Source organism: Actinosynnema mirum DSM 43827 (assembly GCF_000023245.1).
Taxonomy (GTDB): domain Bacteria; phylum Actinomycetota; class Actinomycetes; order Mycobacteriales; family Pseudonocardiaceae; genus Actinosynnema; species Actinosynnema mirum.
Map to the genome: position 1 here is coordinate 4,702,736 of NC_013093.1, position 21,767 is coordinate 4,724,502.

Consider the following 21,767-nt stretch of genomic DNA (forward strand, 5'->3'; position numbering starts at 1 on the left):
GTCAACCGCTCCCCGCTCGGTTGCGCGTCCCCGTGGGCGGACACAACCATCCCGGCGGTACGGCGCGGGCGGGCGCTGACCCGTTCCAGCGCCTGCCGCGCCGCTCCCGCCCCCAGGAGCCCCAGCGCGGGACCAGCCCAGGACGAGCCGGAGAGTCGCACCTTGCTGCCCGAACCAGACCGCGCACCGACCCCGTGGGACGCCTCGGCCGAGGGCCGGGCCGAGCACGCGATCGCCGTCGTCGGCGCGTCCTGCCGCCTGCCGGGCGCCGCCGACCCGCGCGCCTTCTGGCGGTTGCTGCGCGCGGGCGCGGACGCGACCGGGGCCGCGCCCGCCGACCGGTGGGGTCCGGGCGCGCGCGGCGGCGCGCTGGAGGGGGTGGACGAGTTCGACGCGGCCTTCTTCGGCGTCTCCGAGCGCGAGGCGGGCGCGATGGACCCGAGGCAGCGGCTCGCCCTCGAACTGGTCTGGGAGGCGCTGGAGGACAGCGGCACGGTGCCCGGCGCGCTCGCGGGCGCGGGCGTCGGCGTGTTCCTGGGCGTGACCGCCGACGACGACGGGCAGGGCGCGGTGGTCGCCGACCTGGTGGCGCACGCGTTCGGGCTGCGCGGGCCGAGCCTGGTCGTGGACACCGCGCAGTCGTCGTCGCTGGTCGCGGTGCAGCTGGCGTGCGAGTCGCTGCGCTCGGGCGAGTCGGCGGTGGCGCTGGCGGGCGGGGTCGACCTGATGCTGGGGCCGGACTGGGCGGCCGGGTCCGGCGGGTCGTCCCCGGACGGGCGCTGCCGGGTGCTCGACGCGTCCGCGAACGGCCCCGGCCGGGGCGAGGGCGGGGTCGTGCTGGTGCTCAAGCACCTGGCCACCGCGCTCGCGGACGGCGACGACGTGCACTGCCTGGTCCTCGGCGGCGCGATCACCGACGACGGCGCGTCCGGCGGTCCGGACCCCGCCGGTCAGCGGGAGGTGCTGCGCGCGGCGTACCGGGCGGCGGGCGTCGACCCGGCGGTGGTCGGGTACGTGGAGCTGCACGGCTCGGGCAGCCGCGCGGGCGACGCGGCGGAGGCGCTGGCGCTCGGCTCGGTGCTGGGCGCGGCCCGCCCGCCCGGCTCGCCGCTGCCGGTCGGGTCGGCCACGACGAACGTGGGGCACCTGGGGAGCGCGGCGGGCGCGGTCGGCCTGCTGAAGGCGGCGCTGGCGATCCGGCGCCGCGAGCTGCCGCCGAGCCTGCACTTCCGGGAGCCGAACCCGGCGGTCGACCTGGGCCTGCTGAACCTGCGCGTGCAGACCTCGCTGACGCAGTGGCACGGCGGGTGGGGCGGTGAGCTGGTCGCGGGTGTGAGCGCGTTCGGCGACGGGGGCACGCACTGCCACCTGGTGCTCGGCGAGGCCCCCGCCCGCACCCCGGTCCCCGAGCCGCCGGGCGAGCCGGTGGTGCCGTGGCTGCTGTCCGGGGCGAGCCGCGAGGCGCTGCGCGAGCAGGCCGCGCGGCTGGCCGACCACCTGCTGGGCGAGCCGGACTGGACGCCGTCGGACGTCGCGCACACCCTGGCGCGCGGCCGGACCGCGTTCGCGCACCGGGCCGCCGTGGTCGGCGCGACCCGCGAGGAGCTGCTGCACGGCCTCGGCGGCATCACCGAGGAGCCGCGGTGGTCGGGCGCGGTGCTGCTGCTGTCCGGGCAGGGCAGCCAGCGGGTCGGCATGGGCAGGCTGCTGCACGCCTCGTTCCCGGTGTTCGCGCGCGCGTGGGACGAGGCGTGCGCGCACCTGGACCCGGCGCTGAGCGAGGTGGTGTTCGAGGGCTCGCAGGAGGAGCTGGACCGCACCGAGGTGGCGCAGCCCGCGCTGTTCGCGTTCCAGGTGGCCCTGGCCGCGCTGCTGGCCGCGCACGGGGTGCGGCCGAGCTTCCTGGTCGGCCACTCGGTCGGCGAGGTCGCCGCGGCCCACCTGGCCGGGGTGCTGGACCTGCGGGACGCGGCGACCCTGGTGCGCGCGCGGGCCGCGCTGCTGCGCGAGCTGCCCGCCGACGGCGCGATGGCGGAGGTCCGCGCCGGGGCCGCCGAGGTCGCGGCGGCGCTGCGGGACGTGCCGGGCGTGGACGTGGCGGCGGTGAACACGGCGGACGCCACCGTGGTGTCCGGGGACGGCGCGGCGGTCGACGAGGTGGTGGCGCGCTGGCGGCGGGCGGGCGTGGACGCGGGCAGGCTGCGCACGCGCGGGGCGTTCCACTCGCACCACTGCGACCCGATGGCGCCGGAACTGGCGGCGGTGGCGGCGACCCTGACGTTCCGGGCGCCGCGGGTGCCGGTGGTGTCGACCGTGCTGGGCGAGCCGACCGACGAGATCACGACCCCCGGCTACTGGGCGAGGCAGCTGCGGGCCCCGGTGCTGTTCCACCGGGCGACGACGTGGCTGCACACCCACGACCCGTCCCTGCTCCCGATCCCGTCGACGGCGAACGGGCCGTCGGCGCTGCTGAACTGGCTGGCGCGGGCGCACACCGGCGGTCTGCCGGTGGACTGGCGCGGGCTGGTGCCGCACGCGCGCCGGGTGACGCTGCCGACTTACCCGTTCCAGCGGGAGAACTGCTGGGCGGGTGAGGAGGAGCAGCCGGGGGACCCGGAGGCGACGGACTTCTTCGCACCGGTGGGGGTCCCGGCCGACGCGGACACGATCAGGTTCAGCCTGGACGACCTGGATGACCTGGATGACTCGAAGGCGAACGAGGAGGCGAACGAGGAGGCGGAGGCCGAGCCCGCCCCGGCCGAACCCGCCGAGCCCGAACCCGAGCCCGAGCACGAACCGGATGAGGTCTCCGAAGCCGAGCACGAGCCTGAGCCTGACGACACTTCCCCGACCACGTCCGAGCAGGAACCCCCTGAACCCCCTCCGGCTCTCCCTTCCGAGTTCATCACTCCCCCTGTTCCCGATAGCGGTGTTTTTGATGTTCCCGGCGTGGAGCCGGTCGCCATCGTGGGAACGGCCTGCCGCTTGCCGGGCGGGGTGGACTCGCCGGGGGCGCTGTGGACGCTGCTGTCCGAGGGCGACGACGCGATCGTCCCGCTCCCCCCGGCGGACCGGGGCTGGGAGAGCGGTGGTCCGGGTGGCTACCTGGACGGCGCGGGCGAGTTCGACGCCGCGTTCTTCGGCCTGAGCCCGAGCGAGGCCCTGGCGACCGATCCCCGCCAACGCCTCCTGCTGGAAACCACCTGGGAGGCCCTGGAGGACGCGGGCATCGACCCGACCTCGTTGCGCGACAGCACAACCGGCACGTTCGTGGGCACCGGCGCCGACCACACCGACGCGCCAGGCGGATGCCCGAGCGCGACGTCCGGCCGGGTCGCCCAAGCCCTGGGCCTGGTCGGCCCGGCGGTGACCGTGACGACGGCGTGCTCGTCGTCGCTGGTGGCGGTGCACCTGGCGAGCGAGTCGCTGCGCTCGGGCGAGTCCGAACTGGCGCTGGTGGGCGGCGTGGAGGTGCTGACCACCCCCGAGGCCACCGAGCGGCAGGTCGACGCCCCGAAGCACAAGCCGTTCTCCGAACGCCCCGACGACACCGGGTGGTCCGAGGGCGTCGCGGTACTGGTCCTGGAACGCCTGTCCGACGCCCTGGCAGCAGGACACCCGGTGCTGGCGGTGATCCGCGGAAGCGCCGTAGGCACGTCCACCCCCCAAGCAACTCCCTCCACCGCACAAGAGCGCTTGATCCGCCGCGCACTGTCCCAAGCGGGCCTGGACCCGACCGAGATCAACGCCGTGGAAGCGCACGGCACAGGAACCCCACCCGAAGACGAAACCGAGTTCACCGCACTGCACGCCGTCTACGGCACAAACCCCCACCCGGTCCACCTGGGCGCACTCCACTCCACCACCGGCCACACCGGAGCAGCATCAGGCGCCGCCGCACTGGTGAAACTGGTGGAAGCCCTACGCCACGGCACACTCCCCCAAACCCCGCACCTATCCCCGGCAACCACACCCACTCACACCCCGACACCCGCATCCACTTCCACAGGTGAGAGCGCTCCCACGCCGAGGGCGTCACCCGAACCCACCGCCGAACTCAGGCCAGGGGCGAATGGTGCCTCAGGAACCGAAACCGGAATCAGGGCCGAGGCTCGCCCCGGCTCCATGACCGGGGCTGGGACAGGCTCGGGTACAGGGTTCAGGTCCGGGGCGGGGGCGGGGGCGGGGGCGGGGTTCGGAACTGGGACTGGCACCAGGTCCGAGACCGAGACCGAGACCGGGCCTGGGTCTGGCTCTGGGTCTGGCTCTGGGCCTGGGTCTGGCTCTGGGCCTGGGTCTGGGTCTGGCTCTGGGCCTGGGTCTGGCTCTGGGTCTGGGTCTGGCTCTGGGCCTGGGTCTGGCTCTGGTTTTCCATTTGCTGGGGTGTCCGAGTCAGCGCTCGTGCCGCTCGTCGAGCCGGTTCCGTGGGCGGAGCCGAGGCGGGTTGGGGTGTCGTCGCTTGGGCGGTTCGGCACGGATGTTCATCTGATCCTGGAACAGCCGCCCGTCATTGACGTGCCTGCCGGTGGGGCTGGGTTGCCGTTGACGCCTTGGGTGTTGTCGGCGAAGTCGCCGGAAGCGCTGCGGGCGCACGGGCTTCGGTTGCGGGCGCACCTGGTCGCGCACCCGGAGGCTTCTGCGGCCGAGGTGGCGGTCAGTCTGGTGACGCGCAGCGGGTTCTCGCACCGGGCGGTGCTGCTCGGGCGGGATCGGGATGAGCTGGTCGGGCAGTTGGATGAGGTTGTGGCTGGTCGGGGTGCCGGGGTGGTGCTGCCGCTGTCCGGGCAGGGGGCGCAGCACGTCGGCATGGGGCGTGACCTGCACGCCGCGTTCCCGGTGTTCGCGCGCGCCTGGGACTCGGTGTGCCCGCCGGAGGTCACCGAGATCGCCTTCCACGGGCCGTCCGAGGAGTTGGACCGGGTCGAGGTGGCGCAGCGGGCGCTGTTCGCGTTCCACGTCGCCCTGTTCCGGTTGTACGAGCACCACGGCGTCACCCCCGACCACCTCGTCGGGCACTCGGTCGGTGAGGTCGCCGCCGCGCACCTCGCGGGCGCGCTGGACCTGGCCGACGCGCTCGCGCTGCTCGACGCGCACGCCCGGCTCGCGGTGGCGCTGCTGCCGGACGGGCTCATGGCCTCGGTGGAGGCCACCGAGGAGGAGCTGGAGCCGCTGCTCGGCGACGGCGTGTGCCTGGCCTCGGTGAACTCGCCCGACAGCGCCGTGGTGTCCGGCGATCCCGGCGCGGTGCTGTCGCTGGTCGACCACTGGCGTGCGCGTGGACGGCAGGCGAACGTGCTGCGCACCGGCGGCGCGTTCCACTCGCACCACTGCGACACGGTCGCCGTGGAGCTGGCGATCGTGGCGACCGGGCTGCACCCGAGGCAGTGCTCGCTGTCGGTGGTGTCGACGCTGGAGGGCAGGCCCGTGGACGGGTTCGCCACCGCGGGCTACTGGGCACGGCAGCTGCGACAACCGGTGCGGTTCCACGACGCGCTGGAGTGGGCGCGGCGCAGGCACGGCGCGATCACCGCGCTGCCGACCACACGTCCCGGCGCGGACGGCGTCGCGGACTTCCTCACCGGCCTGGCCCGCGCGCACGAGGCCGGGCGCGCGGTGCGCTGGACCGACCTGCTGCCCGCAGCACGCCGCGTGCCGTTGCCCGGCTACCCGTTCCAGCGCCGCTGCTACTGGCCCGCCCCCGACACCGGTGCGGCACCGGGCGACCTGGGCGTGGAACCCGGCGGCCACCCGCTGCTGACCGCGCGCGTCGACGTGCCCAGCTCAGGCGAGATCGTGTTCACCGGCGTGCTGTCCGCGCAGGCCCACCCCTGGCTGGCCGACCACGAGGTGGGCGGCGTGCCGGTGCTGCCGAGCGCGGCCGTGCTGGACATGGCCCTGCACGTAGCGGCAGTGCTGGACGCGGAACTGGCAGAACTCCTCCTGCACGAACCACTCCCGCTCACCGGCCGCACCGCACTGCGCCTGACCGCCAACCCGCACAACGGCACCCTGGTGCTGCACGTGCGCGAATCAGCCGACTGGCTCCCCCACGCCACCGCCCTCCTCAACACCCAAGCAACAGCAATAGCAGCAACAAAAACCACAAGCACAAGCACAAGCACGGCAACTACACCGAACGACACCACCTCCTCCACCGGCACAGCGCTCCACAGCGCAGCACCACACAGCGCAGCACCGGAAAGCGCAGCACCGGAAAGCGCAACGCTCGACCACACGACAACTGACAGCACAACAACCAGCAGCACTGCCACCGCAGACAGCACCAGCGCAGGTGACACCAACGCAGGCAGCGACCCCGGAGGCAGCACCGGCGTGGGCAGCGCTGCGACTGGCAGCGTCACCACCGACAGCGCTGAGGCTGGGGCCGACGACGAGGCAAGCAGGACAGCGACCGACAGCCTGGCTACTACCGACCCAGCGACCACCGGCACGCCGACCACTAGCTCGGTGAACACCAGCACGCCGACCACCGGCGCGGTGAGCACCGACCCGACCCCGACCAGCCCGATGCGCGCCACCCTGGCGACCGCCACCCTGGTGACCGCCGACGTGGCGACCGCCGACGTTGACCCCGACGCGGCGCACGAGGGTGCCGCAGCCAGCGAAGGCGTCACCGAGCCGGCGCTCCTCGGGAGCGGCTCGGGCAGTGATCCCGCCTCGTACGACCACGTGGCGGTTGCTTCCAAGATTAGTGACGCCGACCCCCCTGCGCACCTACCCGGCGAGCACCAATCCGAAGATCACCCGTCCGGGGAAGGCACCGTCGCTGACCAGCGGCCCAAGGGTTCGGCCACCGCCCTTCCGCCCGGAACACCGGTGGACCTCACCGACGCCGACGACGTCCTCGCGGCCAGGGGTGTGTGGTGTGGTCCGGCGTTCCGGGGGTTGCGCGGGGTGTGGCAGGACGGGCGGGTGCTGCACGTCGAGGTGGAGCCGGACGGGGTGCCCGGAACCGCGTGGCGGGTGCACCCGGCGCTGCTCGACCCGGTGCTCCAGGCGGTGCTGCTGGACGGGTCCACGCCACCGCTGGCCCTGCGCTGGTCCGGGGTGCGGTTGCACCGGGGTGGGGGCACGGGGTTGCGGGCGCGGGTCGAGCGGATCGGGCGGGACTCGGTTCGGATCACCGCGTGCGACCAGGACGGGCGACCGGTGCTCGAAGTCGACCAGGTCGAGTTCCAGGGCGGCGCGGCGAGCGGGCTGTTCACGCGGAGCTGGACCAGGATCGCAGCGCACCACGACACCCCGCCGCGAGCAGGCGCGCGCCAGGGCGGCACGCGAGGAACCCCGCACTCCGGCATCCAGGCTCGAACCACCGCGCCCACCACCCCGCCCCCCACCACCCCGCCCCTCACCACCGTCGTGCTCGACCACCGCGAGCCCTCCCCCGTCCCGAAGCTGGTCGCCGAGCGCGTGCTCGCCCGCCTCGCGGGCGACCCGACCGCGCGCCTGGTCGTCCGCACCCTCGGCGCCGTCGCCGCCCTGCCGGGCGAGCTGCCCAACCCGACCGCCGCCGCCCTCTGGGGCCTGCTGCGCGCGGTCCGGGAGCAGCACCCGGACCGGGTCGCGCTGGTCGACGGCGACGGCGACCTCGCGCCCGTGCTCCCCCTCGACGAGCCCGAGATCGCCCTGCGCGGCACGATCGCGTTGGTCCCCGAACTGCTCCCCGCCGACCTCCACCCGGAACCGGTGCGCCCGTGGCGCCTGGAGGTCGTGGAGCCGGGCCTGGTCGACGGGGTCGGCCCGGTGGCCCGACCGCTGCGCCCGCTCGCGCCCGGCGAGGTGCGGATCGCGGTGCGCGCGGCGGGTCTGGGGCTGCGGGACGTGCACGCCGCGCGCACCGCCCCGGTCGGCACGGCGCTGGGCCGCGAGGCGGCGGGCGTGGTGACCGGCACGGCCGAGGACGTGTTCGGGTTCCGGGTGGGCGATCCGGTGTTCGGGCTGGTCGACGGCTGCCTAGGCCCGATCGCGACGGCCGACCACCGGCTGCTGGCGCACGTGCCGCACGGCTGGTCGTTCGCCGAGGCCGCGTCGGTGCCGTCGGCGTTCCTGACCGCGCACTGCGCGCTGCACCACCTCGCGGGCGTCCGGCCGGGCCAGCGGGTGCTGGTGCACCGCGCGGCGGGCGGGGTCGGGACGGCCGCGGTGCACCTGCTGCACCGGGCGGGCGCGGAGGTGTTCGCGACCGCGCACCCGGACAAGTGGCCCGCGCTGCACGCGATGGGCGTGCCGCCGGAGCGGGTGGCGTCCTCGCGCGACCTGGGTTTCCTGGACCGGTTCCCGCAGGTGGACGTGGTGCTGGGCGGCGACGCGGAGATCGCGACGGCGTCGCTGGCGCTGCTGTCCCCGACCGGCCTGCTGGTGGACGTGGGCGGCGGCGGCCCGCGCGAGGACCCGAGGTGGCGCGGGTTCGACCTGGCCGGGGTGGACCCGGACGTGCTGGTCGCGGTGTTCGCCCGGCTGCTGTCGGACGGGGTGGAGCCGCTGCCGCTGCGCGCGTGGGAGCTGCGGCACGCCGGTGAGGCGCTGCGGCACCTGGCGACCGGCGGGCACACCGGCAAGGTCGTGCTGACCGCCCCGGCGCGCGCCAGGCGCGGCACGGTGCTGGTGGTCGGCGGCACCGAGGGCCTGGGCGCGGCGGTGGCCGGGCACCTGGCCCCGCACCACGACCACCTGGTGCTGGTGGGCCGCGTCCACGACGCGTGGGAGCTGCGGCGGGAGCTGGAGGGGCACGGCGCGGCGGTCACCGTGGAGGCGGGCGACCCGGACGACGCGCGGGCGCTGGCCAGGCTGGTGGACGCGCACCGCCCCACCGGGGTCGTGCACGCGCCGCGCCCGGTGGCGGACGTGTCGGCGGCGCTGCGCTCGGCGACCGGGACCGCCTGGGCGCTGCACGAGGTGACCCGGCACCGCGACCTGGACTTCTTCCTGCTGCTGCCGTCGGCGCGCCCGACCGGGCAGGCGGACGCGGCGGTGGCGGCGTTCCTGGAGGCGCTGGCCGTGCACCGCAGGGGGTTGGGGCTGCCCGCGCAGGCAATCGGCCTGGACGACCCGGCGCGGGTGCCGGAGCTGCTGGAGACCGCCCGAACGACCCCGCACACGGTCCTGGTGGCGCTGGACGAGGCCCCGCCGCCGCGCGCGCCGTTCGTCGAAGCCCAAGCATCGCAGGCGCTTCCGATCGAGGAAGACCCGGAACCGGAGGTCGACGCGGAGCCGGAACCACGGGTGGAGGTCGTCGAGCGTCCCCCCGCTCCCCCGGCCGACGACCCGGTGGTCGTGATCGGCATGGCGTGCCGCCTCCCCGGCGGCGTCGAGACCCCGGACGACCTGTGGGACCTGGTGCTGTGCGGCGGGACCGAGGCGCGGCACGGTTGGGACGTCGCCGAGCTGCTCGACGCCGAGGGCGCCCCGAGGAGCGCGGGCCTGCCGGGCGCCGACGAGTTCGACGCGGCGTTCTTCGACATCAGCCCGAGCGAGGCCACCGCCATGGACCCCGGTCAGCGGCTGCTGCTGGAGGTCGCCTGGGAGGCGCTGGAGCGCGCGGGCGTCGACCCGGAGGCGCTGCGCGGCGGCCCGGCGGGCGTGTTCACCGGGACCACGGCCCAGGACGGCGATCCCTCGGCGCGGGTGTCGCGCACGCTCGGCCTGTCCGGTCCGGCGATCACGGTCGCGGCGGCGGACTCCTCGTCGCTGGTCGCCGTGCACCTGGCGGCGCGGTCGTTGCGCGCGGGCGAGTCCGGGCTGGCGCTGGCCTGCGGGGTCGCGGCGGGCGGGCCCCCTGGCGGGGCGGAGCGGGCCGAGGGCGTGGGCGTGCTGGTGCTCCAGCGGTTGTCCGGGGCGCGGCGCGCGGGACGCCCGGTGCTGGCGGTGCTCGCGGGCAGCGCGGTCACCCAGGGCGTGGCGGCGCGCAAGCGGGTGGTGCGCGCGGCGCTGGCGGAGGCGGGGCTCGCGGCGCGGGACGTCACCGCCGTGGAGGCCACCTCCGGAGATCCGGGCGAGGGCGCGGAGCTGCTGGCCGCCTACGGCCACGACCGGCCGTCGCCGGTGCGGGTGGGCTCGCTGCGCCGGGCCACCGGGCACACCCTGGCCGCCTCCGGCGTCGCCGGGGTGATCAAGGTGGTGCAGGCGATCCGGAACGGGCTGCTGCCGGTGGAGCGCGAGGGCGGCGCGGCGCGGGACGCCGAGCCGTGGCCGGGGGTGCGGCGGGCGGGCGTGTCCTCGTTCGGGACGTCCGGGGCGAACGCGCACGTGGTGCTGGAGCAGGCCCCGGACGAGCCGGAGAGGTCCGCTGTGGACGGTGACGCCCCGGTGGTGTGGCCGCTGTCCGCCCGCACGGCGGAGGCGCTGCGCGCCCAGGTCGCCCGGTTGCACGCGCGCCTGGTCGACCTGCCGCGCTGGACCCCCGCGGACGTGGCCGCCTCGCTGGCCGCCCGAACCGGGTTCGAGCGCCGCACCGCCGTCGTCGGCCGCGACCGCGCCGAGCTGCTGCGGAACCTGCGCGACCTGGCGGTGCGCGAGGCCGATCCGGCGGCGCGGCGCGTCGTGCTGCTGTTCCCCGCCGAGGGCGGGCACTGGCCGGGCATGGGCCGGGAGCTGCTGCGCGTCAGCCCGGTGTTCGCCGACGCGCTCGCCGAGTGCGACGCGGCCCTGTCCGAGCACCAGGACTGGTCGGTGCTGCGGGCGCTGCGCGAGGCGGACCCGCTGACCGGGTCGGACGTGGCGCAGCCCGCGCTGTTCGCGTTCCAGGTGGCGCTGGCCCGGTTGTGGGGGCACCACGGGGTGTCCCCGGCGGCGGTCGTGGGCTGCGGCGAGGGCGAGGTGGCGGCGGCGCACGTCGCGGGCGCGCTGGACCTGGCGCAGGCGGCGCGGGTGGTGTGCCTGCGCGCCCAGGTGTTCGCGGGCTCGCTCGGCGGGCGCGACGCGCACACCGGGCACGTGGAGCGGGCGCACGAGGAGCTGGTGGGGCTGCTCGCGGACGTGCGGCCGGGCGAGGGCGCGATCCCGTTCTGCTCCACGGTCACCGGCGGGATGCTGGACACCTCGGAGCTGGACGCCGAGTACTGGTACGCCACCCTGCGCGACCCGGTGCTGCTGGACGAGGCGCTGCTGGCGCTGCGCGCCGAGGGCCTGGGGACGGTGGTCGAGGTCGGCCCGCACCCGGCGCACCCGGACGTCGCGCTGGGCGCGCTGCGCCGGGGCGCGGACGACGCGGTCGCGTTCGCCGAGGCGCTGGCCGAGGTGTGGGCGGGCGGCACGCCGGTGCTGTGGCGCAACCGGGGCGGGCACGTCGAGCTGCCCACCTACGCGTTCCAGCACCGCAGGTTCTGGCGCGGCCCCGGTTCCGCCGGGCTGCCGGTCACCGAGGGCGAGCCGGACCCGCACACCCTGGTGCCGCACCTGGTCGCGGCCACGCTCAAGCGCGGCGCGGCCGGGATCGACGGGCACCGCACGTTCCGGGAGCTGGGGTTCACCTCGGCGGAGGCGGTGCAGCTGCTCGACCACCTGATGGCGACCACCGGTCTGCGGCTGCCCGCGACGGTCGTCTACGACCACCCGACGCCGTCCGCGCTGGCGGACCACCTGACGGTGCTGCTGAGCCGGGACGCGCAGGCCGACGAGCGGGCCGAGAGCGCGCCGCCGGGGCTGGAACCCGTTGTGGTGGTGGGGTCGGCGTGCCGGTTGCCCGGCGGGGTCGGCACGCCGGAGGCGCTGTGGGAGCGGCTGGTCGCGGGTGAGCCGCCCGCCGCGGGGGTGGTGGGCGCGACGCGGTTCGACGCCGCGTTCTTCGACCTGTCGCCGGAGGCCGCCGCCGAGGTCGACGAGGGCGAGCGGCTGCTGCTGGAGACCGCGTGGGAGGCCCTGGAGCGGGCCGGGATCACCCCGCGCGCGCTGCGCGGCACCGCGACCGGGGTGTTCACCGGCGGCCGGTCGCCGGGCCGGGTGGTGCGGGCGCTGGCCCTGGAGGGGCCGTCGATCGGGGTGGCGGACGGGGCGGAGCTGGTGGCGGTGCACCTGGCCGCGCAGTCGCTGCGGTCCGGGGAGTCGGTGCTGGCGCTGGTCGGCGGGGTCGACGCGGACGGGCGGACCGGCGTGCTCGTGCTGGAGCGGCTGGTGGACGCGACGCGCAACGACCGCCGCCCGCTGGTGGTGGTGCGCGGGTCGGCGGTGAACTCCGACGGGGCCGGGAGCGCCGCGGGACAAGGGGTTCCGGCGCGGCGGCGGGTGGTGCTGCGGGCGCTGGAGTCCGCCGGGCTCACCGAGGGGCAGGCGCCCGCGCGCGCCGGGTTCGACGGGCGGATCACCGGGATCGTCCTGGTGGCGCAGGCGATGCGGCACGGGCTGCTGCCGCCGTCCGGCGACTCCCCGGACCCTGGGCAGTGGCCGGAACCGCACCGGGTCGGGCTCTCCGCGTTCGGCTCCGGCGTGAACGCGCACCTGGTGCTGGAGCGGCCCGCCCCGCAGGCCGAACCCGAACCCGACGAGGGCCCCGGCCGCCCGGTGCCGTGGCTGCTGTCCGCCCGCACCCCGCGCGCGCTGCGCCAGCAGGCCGCCAGGCTCGGCGCGCACCTGGCCACCACCACCACCTGGTCACCGGCCGACGTCAGCCGCGCGCTCGCCACCCGCGCCGACTTCGAGCACCGCGCGGTGCTGCTCGGCCGCGACCGCGCCGAGCTGCTCGCCGCGCTGGCCGACTTCCACCCCGAGCCGGGACCGGCGGGGTCGGTGCTGCTGCTGTCCGGCATGGGCGCGCAGCGCGCGGGCATGGGCCGCGACCTGTACGACGCGTTCCCGGTGTTCGCCTCGGCGTGGGACGAGGTGGCGGCCCGGTTCGAGGCGCCGCTGACCGACCTGGTGTTCCACGGCGGCGACCTGGACCGGCCCGAGGTGGCGCAGCCCGCGCTGTTCGCGTTCCAGGTGGCGCTGTTCCGGCTCTACGAGCACCACGGCGCGGCGCCCGACCACCTCGTGGGCCGCTCGGTCGGCGAGGTCGCCGCCGCGCACCTCGCGGGCGTGCTGGACCTGCCCGACGCGGCCGCGCTGGTGTCAGCCCGCGCCCGGCTGCTCGCCGACCTGCCCCGCTCGGGCGTGATGGCCCGGATCGGCGCGAGCGAGGCGGAGGTCGTCGCCGCGCTGGGGGAACGGGTGTCGGTGGCGGCGGTGACCGGCCAGGACAGCACGGTCGTCTCCGGTGACGCGGACGCGGTCGCGGCGGTCGTGGAGCACTGGCGGGCGTTGGGCCGCCCGGTGGAGCAGCCGCGCGCGGGCGGGGCGTTCCACTCGCACCACTGCGACCCGCTGGTCGCGGAGCTGGCGCGGGTCGCCGAGCGCCTGGTGGTGCGCGCCCCGGCGCTGCCGGTGGTGTCGACGCTGGTGGGCGCGCCCGCCGAGGACTTCGGCACGGCGGATTACTGGGCCCGGCAGCTGCGCGGCCCGGTCCGGCTGCACGCCGCGCTGACCTGGTTGGCGGAGCACGCCGGGCCGCTGCGGGTGATCCGGTCGGACGGGGCGGACGCGGAGGCGTTCCTGGCTGACCTGGCGCGGGCGCACGGCGCGGGTCGGCCGGTGGACTGGACGGGGCTGATCCCGGCGGGGCGGCCGGTGGAGCTGCCGACCTACCCGTTCCAGCGGGAGGTCCTGCCGCCGCGCGGGGGCCGGGCGTCGACCGCACCGGGCGAGCTGGGGCTGGACGAGGGCGGGCACCCGCTGCTGGGCACGCGGGTGGACGTGCCGGACAGCGACGAGGTGGTGTTCACCGGGCGCGTCTGCCCCGCGGGGCAGCCGTGGTCGGCGGACCGGACCGCGCACGGTGTCGCGGTGCTGCCGGGCGCGGCGCTGCTGGACGTGGCGCTGCACGCGGCGCGGCGGACGGGCCTGGCCGGGGTCGCCGAGCTGGTGGTGCACGCGCCGCCGGGGCTCGACGGGCCGGTGGCGCTGCGCGCGCGGGTCAGCGGGACCGGGCTGGTGGTGCACGCGCGGGAGGACGAGGGGGCCTGGACCCGCTGCGCCACCGGGGTTCTCGCCGAGTCCATAGTGGACAGCGAGGTCTGGGCTCCCGCCGTGTGGCCTCCGGCGGGCGCCGAACCGGTCCCGGTCGTGCACCCCGGTGGCCTCGGACCGGCGTTCCAGGGGGTGCGCGCGGTGTGGCGGGACGGCACCGCCTGGTACGCGGACCTCGTGCTGCCGCAAGGGGTTCCGGCCGAGGAGTGGCTGGTCCACCCGGCGCTGCTGGAGGCCGCCGCGCTGCTGGGCCGCGACCCGTCACCCGAGCTGCTCGCGCACGCGTGGCGCGACGTCGTCCTGCACCACCCCGGTCGCGCGCCGGGAGAGCTGCGGGCGCGGGTGCTGCGCTCCCCCGGCGGGACGCGGCTGGACCTGGCCGACGCCGAGGGCGCGCCCGTCGCGTCGATCGGCTCGGTGGAACCGCGCGCGGCGGCGGAGGCCGAGCGGCGGGGCGTGCTGTTCCGCGAGGTGTGGGAGCCGTGCCCGACCGGGGCGGCAGGCGGTGATCCGCTGGTGCTCGACCGGCGCGGGCGCTCGGGCGCCGACGTCGCCGGGCAGGTGGAGCGGGCGCGCGCGGAGATCGAGGACGCGCTCGCGGAACACCCTGCGCTGGTGGTGCTGACCCGCGACGCGGTGGCGGTGCGCGGGCAGGACCGCGTCGACCCGGTGGGCGCGGCGCTGCGCGGCGCGGTCGGCGCGCTCCAGGTCCGGTGGCCGGGGCGGATCGTGCTGGTGGACGCCGAGCGCGCCGAGGACGTGGCGGCGGCGGTGTCGACCGGGCGGGAGCAGGTGGCGGTGCGCGGTGGGACGGCGTTCGCGCCCCGGCTGGTCGCCGAGCCCCGGCCCGCGCTGGAGATTCCGGACGGGCCGTGGCGGCTGGAGGTCGGCCCGGACGGCGTGGTGGCCGCCCCCCGCCCCGGGACCGCGCTGGAACCGCACGAGGTGCGGGTGGCGGTGCGCGCGACCGGGATCGGCTTCCGGGACGCGCGCGCGCCGCACGACGCGGGCGCGCCGCTGGGCTCCGACCTGGCCGGGGTGGTCGCCGAGGTCGGCGCGGACGTCGACGGGCTCGCGGTCGGCGACCGGGTGTTCGGCCTCGCGGACGGGCCCACCGGACCGGAGGCGGTGGTCGACCAGCGCTCGCTCGTGCCGGTGCCCGCGTGGTGGACGTTCGCCGAGGCCGCGTCGGTGCCGTCGGCGTTCCTGACCGCGCACTACGCGCTGCGGCACGTGGTGAACCTCCAGCCGGGGCAGCGGGTGCTGGTGCACGAGGCCGCGGGCGGGGTCGGCGCGGCGGTGGTGCTGCTGGCGCTCGCCACCGGCGCCGAGGTGTGGGCGACCGCGCGCCCGGACGGGCGGCACGCGCCGGGCCTGCCCGCCGAGCGGGTCGCCTCCTGCCTGGACCTGGGGTTCCGGGAGCGGTTCCCGCAGGTGGACGTGGTGGTGAACGCGCTGCCCGAGGAGTTCGCGGCGGCCTCGCTGGAGCTGCTGCGGCCCGGCGGGTACTTCGTGGAGCTGGGCGGGGCGCCCCCGGACCTGGCGGGGTTCGGGGCCGTGCGGCACCGGGTGCTGGACCTGGCCGAGGTGACCCCGGACCGGGTGCAGCGGATGCTGTCCCGGCTGGTCGCCGAGGGGGTCGAGCCGCTGCCCGCGACCGCGTGGGACGTGCGGCGCGCGCCCGAGGCGCTGGGGCAGGCCGGGAAGGCCGTGCTGGTCGCGCCGCGCGCCGACGCGGGCGCGGTGCTGGTGGTCGGCGGCGGACCCGTCGGGACGGCGCTGGCCAGGCACCTCGCCGGGCGGGGGTGGCGGGTCGTGCTCGCCGGGCGGCGGGACGCGTGCGCGGTCGCGGCGCTGCGGGAGGAGCTGGGCGCGGCGGTGGTGGACCTGGACCTCGGGGACGGGGCGGCGGTGCGGCGGGTGCTGGCCGAGCACGCGGTGACCGGGGTGGTGCACGTGGCGCAGGAGCCGGGCGAGGTGTTCACCGGGGCGTGGCGGCTGCACGAGGCGGCCGGTGACCTGGACCTGTTCGTGCTCTGCGGGTCGGCCCGGTGGGCGCTGGGCGGTGACGTGGCGGAGGCCGCCGCGTGGGCGTTCCTGGCCGGGATCGCGCTGGAGCGGACCCGGTCCGGGCTGGTCGGGCGGGCGCTGGCGTGGGGGCCGCTGGCCGGGGAGCCCGCGGTGAGCGGGACGCGACCGCTGCGGGTGGACGAGGCGCTGCGGTTGTTCGACCGGGCGGTGGACGGGCCGGAGCCGGTGGTGCTGCCGATGCGGTGGTCGCCGGACGAGGCGCCCGCGACGCTGCCCCGGCAGCGGGTGGAGCGGGGGTCGGCGGTGGCGGCGGCGCTGGACGCGCTGGCGGCGCTGGACGGGGTCGACCTCGCGGAGGAGGCGCGCGGCGCGCTCGTCGAGCGGTTGCGGGCGCTGCTGCCGGGCGGGGAGCCGGTCGCGGTCGGGGCGGCCCCGGCGGAGCCCTCCCCCGCCGAACCCGACCCCGAGCCCGTCGCGCTCGAACCTGGCACGCCCGAGCCTGCCGTGGCTGAACCAGCCGTGGCTGAACTGGCTGGGCCTGAACCGACCGCGCCCGAACCGACTGGGCCTGAACCGACTGGGCCTGAACCAATCGAGCCCGAACCGTTCGAGCCCGCCCCGGCGGACGTCCCCGTGGAGACGCCCGCCTCGGCCGAGCGGGAGGTGGTCCTGCGGGGCGGGGACGGCGGGGCCTGACCGGACCCGCCGTCAGCCGCGCAGCTCGTCCGCCACCTCGTGCACCCGCGCGCGGTCGGCGGGCGGGCCGAGCACGGCGAGCACCAGGTCGGTGGCCCCGGCGTCGCGCAGGCGGGTGAGCTGGGCGAGCACCTGCTCCTCGCTGCCGACCACCGCCGTGTCGCCCACCCCCGCCAGCCCGCCCCGGTCGAGCAGCGCCCGGTAGGCGGGCATCCGCGACGCCGCCCCGAACGACTCCTCCACCTGGGCGCGCGCCGCGTCCGGGTCGTCGGTGAGCACGACCACGGCGCTCACCACGATCCGCGCGCCCTCCCCCAGCGCGGGCGCCAGGTGCCCCTCGACCAGCTCGGGCGTGCACCAGGTGGCGACGACGCCGTCCGCCAGGTCCCGCGCCACCCGCAGCATCCTCGGCCCCAGCGCGGACAGCAGCACCGGCGGTGGCTCGACGGGCTGGTCGAGCCGGATGTCGACGGTGAAGTGCTCGCCCCCGTGCCGCACGTGCTCGCCGCGCAGCAGGGGCCGCAGGACCTCCAGGTACTCGCGGGTGTGCGCGGCGGGCGAGGTGTAGGGCAGGCCGAGCTGGTCGGTGACGTGCCAGGCGTGGCTCGGGCCGATGCCGAGGGTGAGCCTGCCGCCGACCAGGGCCTGCGTGGTGAGCGCCTGGGTGGCCAGGGCCACCGGGTGCCGGGGGTAGGTGGGCACGATCGCGGTGCCCAGCTCCAGCGCGCCGGGACCGTGGGCGGCGAGCAGGGCCAGCGGGTCCCAGCCGCCGGGCATCTGGTTGGTCCAGACGCCGTCCACGGGCAGGTCCTCGGGGCGGTCGCCGGGAGCGGGCGGTCCGGCTTGGTGGGTACCGATCCTCATGCCGCCAAGCCCACCGCGCCCGCGCGCGCCGAACCAGACCCGATCGGCACGCGCAGCGATCACCGGAGATGATCGACGCTGGTGGGAGCGCTAGCAGAGGTGCTTGGACTTGAGCACGCGGCGCAGCGAGCGGTCCACCCGCTCGGCGCTCAGCTCGCCGCTCGCGACGGCGGCCTGCAGCCGGTCGAGCACCTCGCCGACCCGGCCGCCGGACGACCACAGCGCCACGTCCGCGCCCGCGACCAGCGCGCGCAGCACCGCGTCGGGCAGGTCGGCCAGGTCGGTCACCGCGCGCATCGCGCCCAGGTCGTCGGTCATGACCAGGCCGTCGAACGCGAACTCGCCGCGCAGCAGCTCGTAGGCGGCCGGGCTCAGGCTCGCGGGCAGGCCGCCGGTCAGGTCGGGGACGGCGATGTGGCCGACCATGACCTGCACGTCCTCGCCGAACCTGGGCAGCTCCCGGTAGGGCGCGAGGTCGTGGGCGCGCAGCTGGGCGAGCGGGGGCGCGGTGACCGAGCCGAGGTGCGAGTCGCCGGAGGTGTTGCCGTGGCCGGGGAAGTGCTTGACCACCGAGACGACCCCGGCCTGGCGCAGGCCCTCGGCGAACGCCTCGGCGTAGGAGACGGCGGTGGCCGGGTCGACACTGAACGAGCGGTCGCCGATCACGGTGTTCGCGGCCTGGGAGGTCAGGTCGAGCACGGGGGCGAGGTCGGTGTTGACGCCGCGCGCCTTCATCGCCTCGCCGCGCTTGCGCGCCAGCTCGCGGACCTGCTCGGTGGACAGGGTGCGGGTCATGGTGCGGGCGCTGGGGATGTCGCCGTCGAGCGCGTCGATCCGCTGCACCCGGCCGCCCTCGTCGTCCACCGAGACGGTGAGCGGCAGCGTGGAGGCGGCGTGCACGGCGGCCAGCGCGTCCCCCGACAGCAGGCCGACGTCGTCGCCGCCGACGAAGATGCCGCCGACCTGCTCGGAGCCGACGATGGACAGCGCGTCCTGCGGGCCGCGCGGGTTGACGCCGACCTGGAGCAGCTGGGCGAGCCCGGCGCGCGGGGTCAGCCCGGCCAGGACGGGGGCGCACGGGTCGGGCGGCGGGGTGGAGGTCGTGGTCGTCGTGGTCTCGCCGGTCTCGGTGGTCCCGCCCTCGGGGACGGCGGCGCCGGTGACGGTGTCGTCCCGGTTGAGCGCGACGCCGGTCAGCACGGAGGCGGCGAGCACCGCGCCGAGCGCGACGGACCCGAGCTTGGCGGCGGACGCGCCGCGCCGCGCCGGGCTGCGCCGGGGGTCCCTGCCGTGCTGCTCCACGGCAGGGACGATACCGCCGCACCGGGACGGCGGGCGCACCGGTGGGTGGCGCGCGGCACAAGTCAGGGGGTGTTCATCACCACTGGGGCGGCGAGGTGTGAGGTCCGGTGTGGACGGGTGAGAAGCCCGTCCGGCAAAGGAACACAAGATCAGTCCATTGTGGACAGGGCTTTCCCCGTTGCGCGGGAGGCGGACCGGCGCGCCGCGCCGGGACGCGCCGGACCGCGGCCTTGCGGTGTCGTCGACCGGCGCGGGCGGTTCACGGCGCGCAGCGGCTCGGGCGGCCCTCGGGCATCGGCGGCTCGTGGGCCGTTCCCCCGCGGGCGGTTCGGTTCACCGCTGGTTTCGGGTCACCGCAGCGGCCGGTCCGGCGTCCGGGGCGGGTGTGCCCACGACCTGGCCGCAATCGTGCGGCGGCACGGCGCTTCGGGGTCCCTGCGGGTTTCGGGACGCGCGGGGAGCTGCCTCGGTGGCCGAGCCGGTTCCCCCTAAGCTCTCGGGGGTGATCACGGCGCGGCGCGGGTTGGTTGCGGGGTGTGCTCGATGAGCACCGCGGAGTTCGAGCTGTGGGAGTCGCTGCAGGCGGTCGGGGCGATGGAGCACGGCGGGGCCCGCACGACCATGCTGGAGCAGCTGGTGCGCAGGGCCGCCGCCGAGGACCAGCCGCGCGCGGGACTGGCCGCGCGCCGGATGCTCGCCGACGCGCACGGCGAGGACGGCCGGTGGCCGCTGGTGTTCGAGGAGCTCAGGCGCTCGCTGCGGGAGTACGACCGCAAGCCGTGGCGGTTCTCCGCCGAGGACGAGGCCGGGCTGTTCGACTGGTACGCGGGGCTGGTGCGGCGCATGGTCGACTTCCCCTCGTTCGGCCTTGACGAGATCACCGCCGCGCTGGCGGACGTGGAGCGGCGGTGCCGGGAGCGCGGGCACGGGCAGCGGGCGGTGCACGCGGCGGAGCGGGCGGTCGCGGCGCACCGGGGTGACTGGGAGGCCGAGGAGCGGGCCCACGTGCAGTGGGTCGCGGCGGGCGGCGCGGACACCGAGGACGGCGGGTACCGGGCGGTCGGGGTCGAGCGGATGCTGCTGCGCGGCGACGAGGCGTCGGTGGTGACCGCGCACGCGCTGGCCTCGCCGGTGCTCGCCGACCCGGCCGCGAACGATCCGCTGGCCCTGAAGGTGCGGTGCGCGATGCTGCTGCCCCTGGCTCGGGCCGGGATGGGCGAGCGGGCGGCGCTGGCGTACCGGCGGGTGCTGCGCGGGCTCAGCGGGCGGGCGCGGGCGGTGGAGGAGCACGGGCGGGTCGTGGAGTTCTGCGCGCTGACCGGCAACGAGGACGCGGCCGTGGACTGGTTGGGGCCGATGCGCGGGTTCGAGGCGCGGGAGCGGCCGTCGGCGGTGCTGGAGTTCGCGACGGCGGTGGCGGTGCTGGCGGAGCGGGTGGTGCGGGCCGGGCGCGGGGACACGCAGCTGGACCTGGGCGCGGGCGACCCGAACTCGGTGCCGTTCGCGGTGGTGGCGCGGCGGATGCGGCGGCTGGCGCTGGAGCTGGCCGAGGAGTTCGACGCCCGCAACCGCACGTCGGCGGTCGGCGACCGGACGCGGGCGCGCTTGGCGGCGCCCCCGGTGGCGCGGTTCCTGCCGCTGACCCCGACCTCCCGGCCCTGCCCCGGCGTGCTGCCACCCGCCGGGCTCGACGACGACGAACTGCTGGACCTGGCCGAGCAGCACGACCTGCGGTGCGAGCAGGAGCAGGCGCGGGCGGCCCTGGCGGCGGTGGGCGACGAGCTGCCCAAGCCCCTCGCCGGGCGGCAGGCGGAGCTGCGGGCGCGGTTGTGCCAGGGCGAGGAGACCGAGCTGCGGATCCGCTGGGCGGCGCAGGTGCACCTGCGGCACGGCGACCCGCGCAGGCACCTGCTGGCACTGGGGTGGCTGGGCGTGTGGGTGATCGGGGCGGGGCGCGGGGCCGAGGGGCTGGCGCTGACCGAGGAGTCGGTCGAGCGGCTGCGCGAGGTCGGCGGGCCGGTCGAGGTCGGGTGGGGCGAGCACTGGTACGCGCACGCGCTGCGCGCCGTGGGGCGCACGGACGAGGCGCACCGGGCGCTGGAGCGGGCGGCGGTCGCGGCGCGTGAGGCGCGGGACGCGGTGCTGGCGGCGGCGGTCGGGGTGCGCGAGGCGGCGTGGCGCACCGAGGACGGGCGGCAGGCGGCGCAGGCGCGGGAGCACGCCGTGGCGGCGCTGGACGCGGCGGTGTCGGTGGAGGCGTGGGAGCGGGCCGTGGAGGCGGTCGAGCAGGTGCGGCTGGCGCACGAGCGGCTCGGGCGGGGCGGGGCGGAGCTGCGGCGGTTCGCGGAGAAGCGGCTGCGCGGACTGCCGCCGGGGAGGCTGGCCGGGCACCTGCGGTACCTGCGCGGGGTGGCGCTGGTGGAGGTCGATCCGGGGGCGGCGGCCGATGATTTGAACGAGGCGGTGGGGCAGGCGGTGGTGCGCGGGGTGGACACGGCGGAGCACTGGTACCAGCTCCTGCGCGCGGACCACGCGGCCGGGCGGTGGGAGGACGCGGTGGACGCGGGGGTGCGGGCCTCGGGGTGGCTGGACCACCTGGTGGAGGTCGAGGGCGAGGGGTGGGCGGGGCGGGCGGACGAGTGCCGGTACCTGGTGGCGCGGAGCTACCAGGGGATGGGGGATCGGCACGCGGCGCTGCGCGAGTACCGGCGGTTGGCGAGCGGGTCGGGGGTGCTGGCGGCGGCGGCGTTCATCGCGGGGGCGGAGGTGATGGACGAGTCGGGGGAGATCGCGTGAGCTGACGCGGTTTCCGTTGCGCCAGGTCGGAAGCGGGGGTTCGTGCTCCCGTTGGGACAATG

The 21,767-nt window shown here is 77.1% G+C and carries 4 protein-coding genes; 2 read left to right on the forward strand and 2 right to left on the reverse strand.

Features of this window, described 5'->3' with window-relative positions:
- Positions 1–162: 162 nt before the first annotated feature.
- The gene (locus AMIR_RS39355) at positions 163–16,743 is read left to right on the forward strand and encodes a type I polyketide synthase (protein ID WP_015802769.1); all 16,581 of its coding nucleotides are present in this window, start codon (positions 163–165) and stop codon (positions 16,741–16,743) included.
- Between the two features lie 12 nt (positions 16,744–16,755).
- On the opposite strand, the gene AMIR_RS20030 is transcribed toward AMIR_RS39355, so the two are convergent.
- Both AMIR_RS20030 and AMIR_RS20035 read right to left on the reverse strand, forming a co-directional pair.
- Positions 16,756–17,607: a TIGR03564 family F420-dependent LLM class oxidoreductase gene (locus AMIR_RS20030; protein ID WP_015802770.1), complete on the reverse strand. Its 852-nt coding sequence runs from the start codon at positions 17,605–17,607 to the stop codon at positions 16,756–16,758.
- A 90-nt stretch (positions 17,608–17,697) separates the two neighbouring features.
- Positions 17,698–18,909, reverse strand: a complete 1,212-nt coding sequence (locus tag AMIR_RS20035) for a glycoside hydrolase family 3 N-terminal domain-containing protein (protein WP_015802771.1) — start codon at positions 18,907–18,909, stop codon at positions 17,698–17,700.
- 543 nt (positions 18,910–19,452) lie between these two features.
- Between AMIR_RS20035 and AMIR_RS42820 the strand changes: the two genes are divergently transcribed.
- Positions 19,453–21,705: a hypothetical protein gene (locus tag AMIR_RS42820; protein ID WP_015802772.1), complete on the forward strand. Its 2,253-nt coding sequence runs from the start codon at positions 19,453–19,455 to the stop codon at positions 21,703–21,705.
- Positions 21,706–21,767 lie beyond the last annotated feature (62 nt).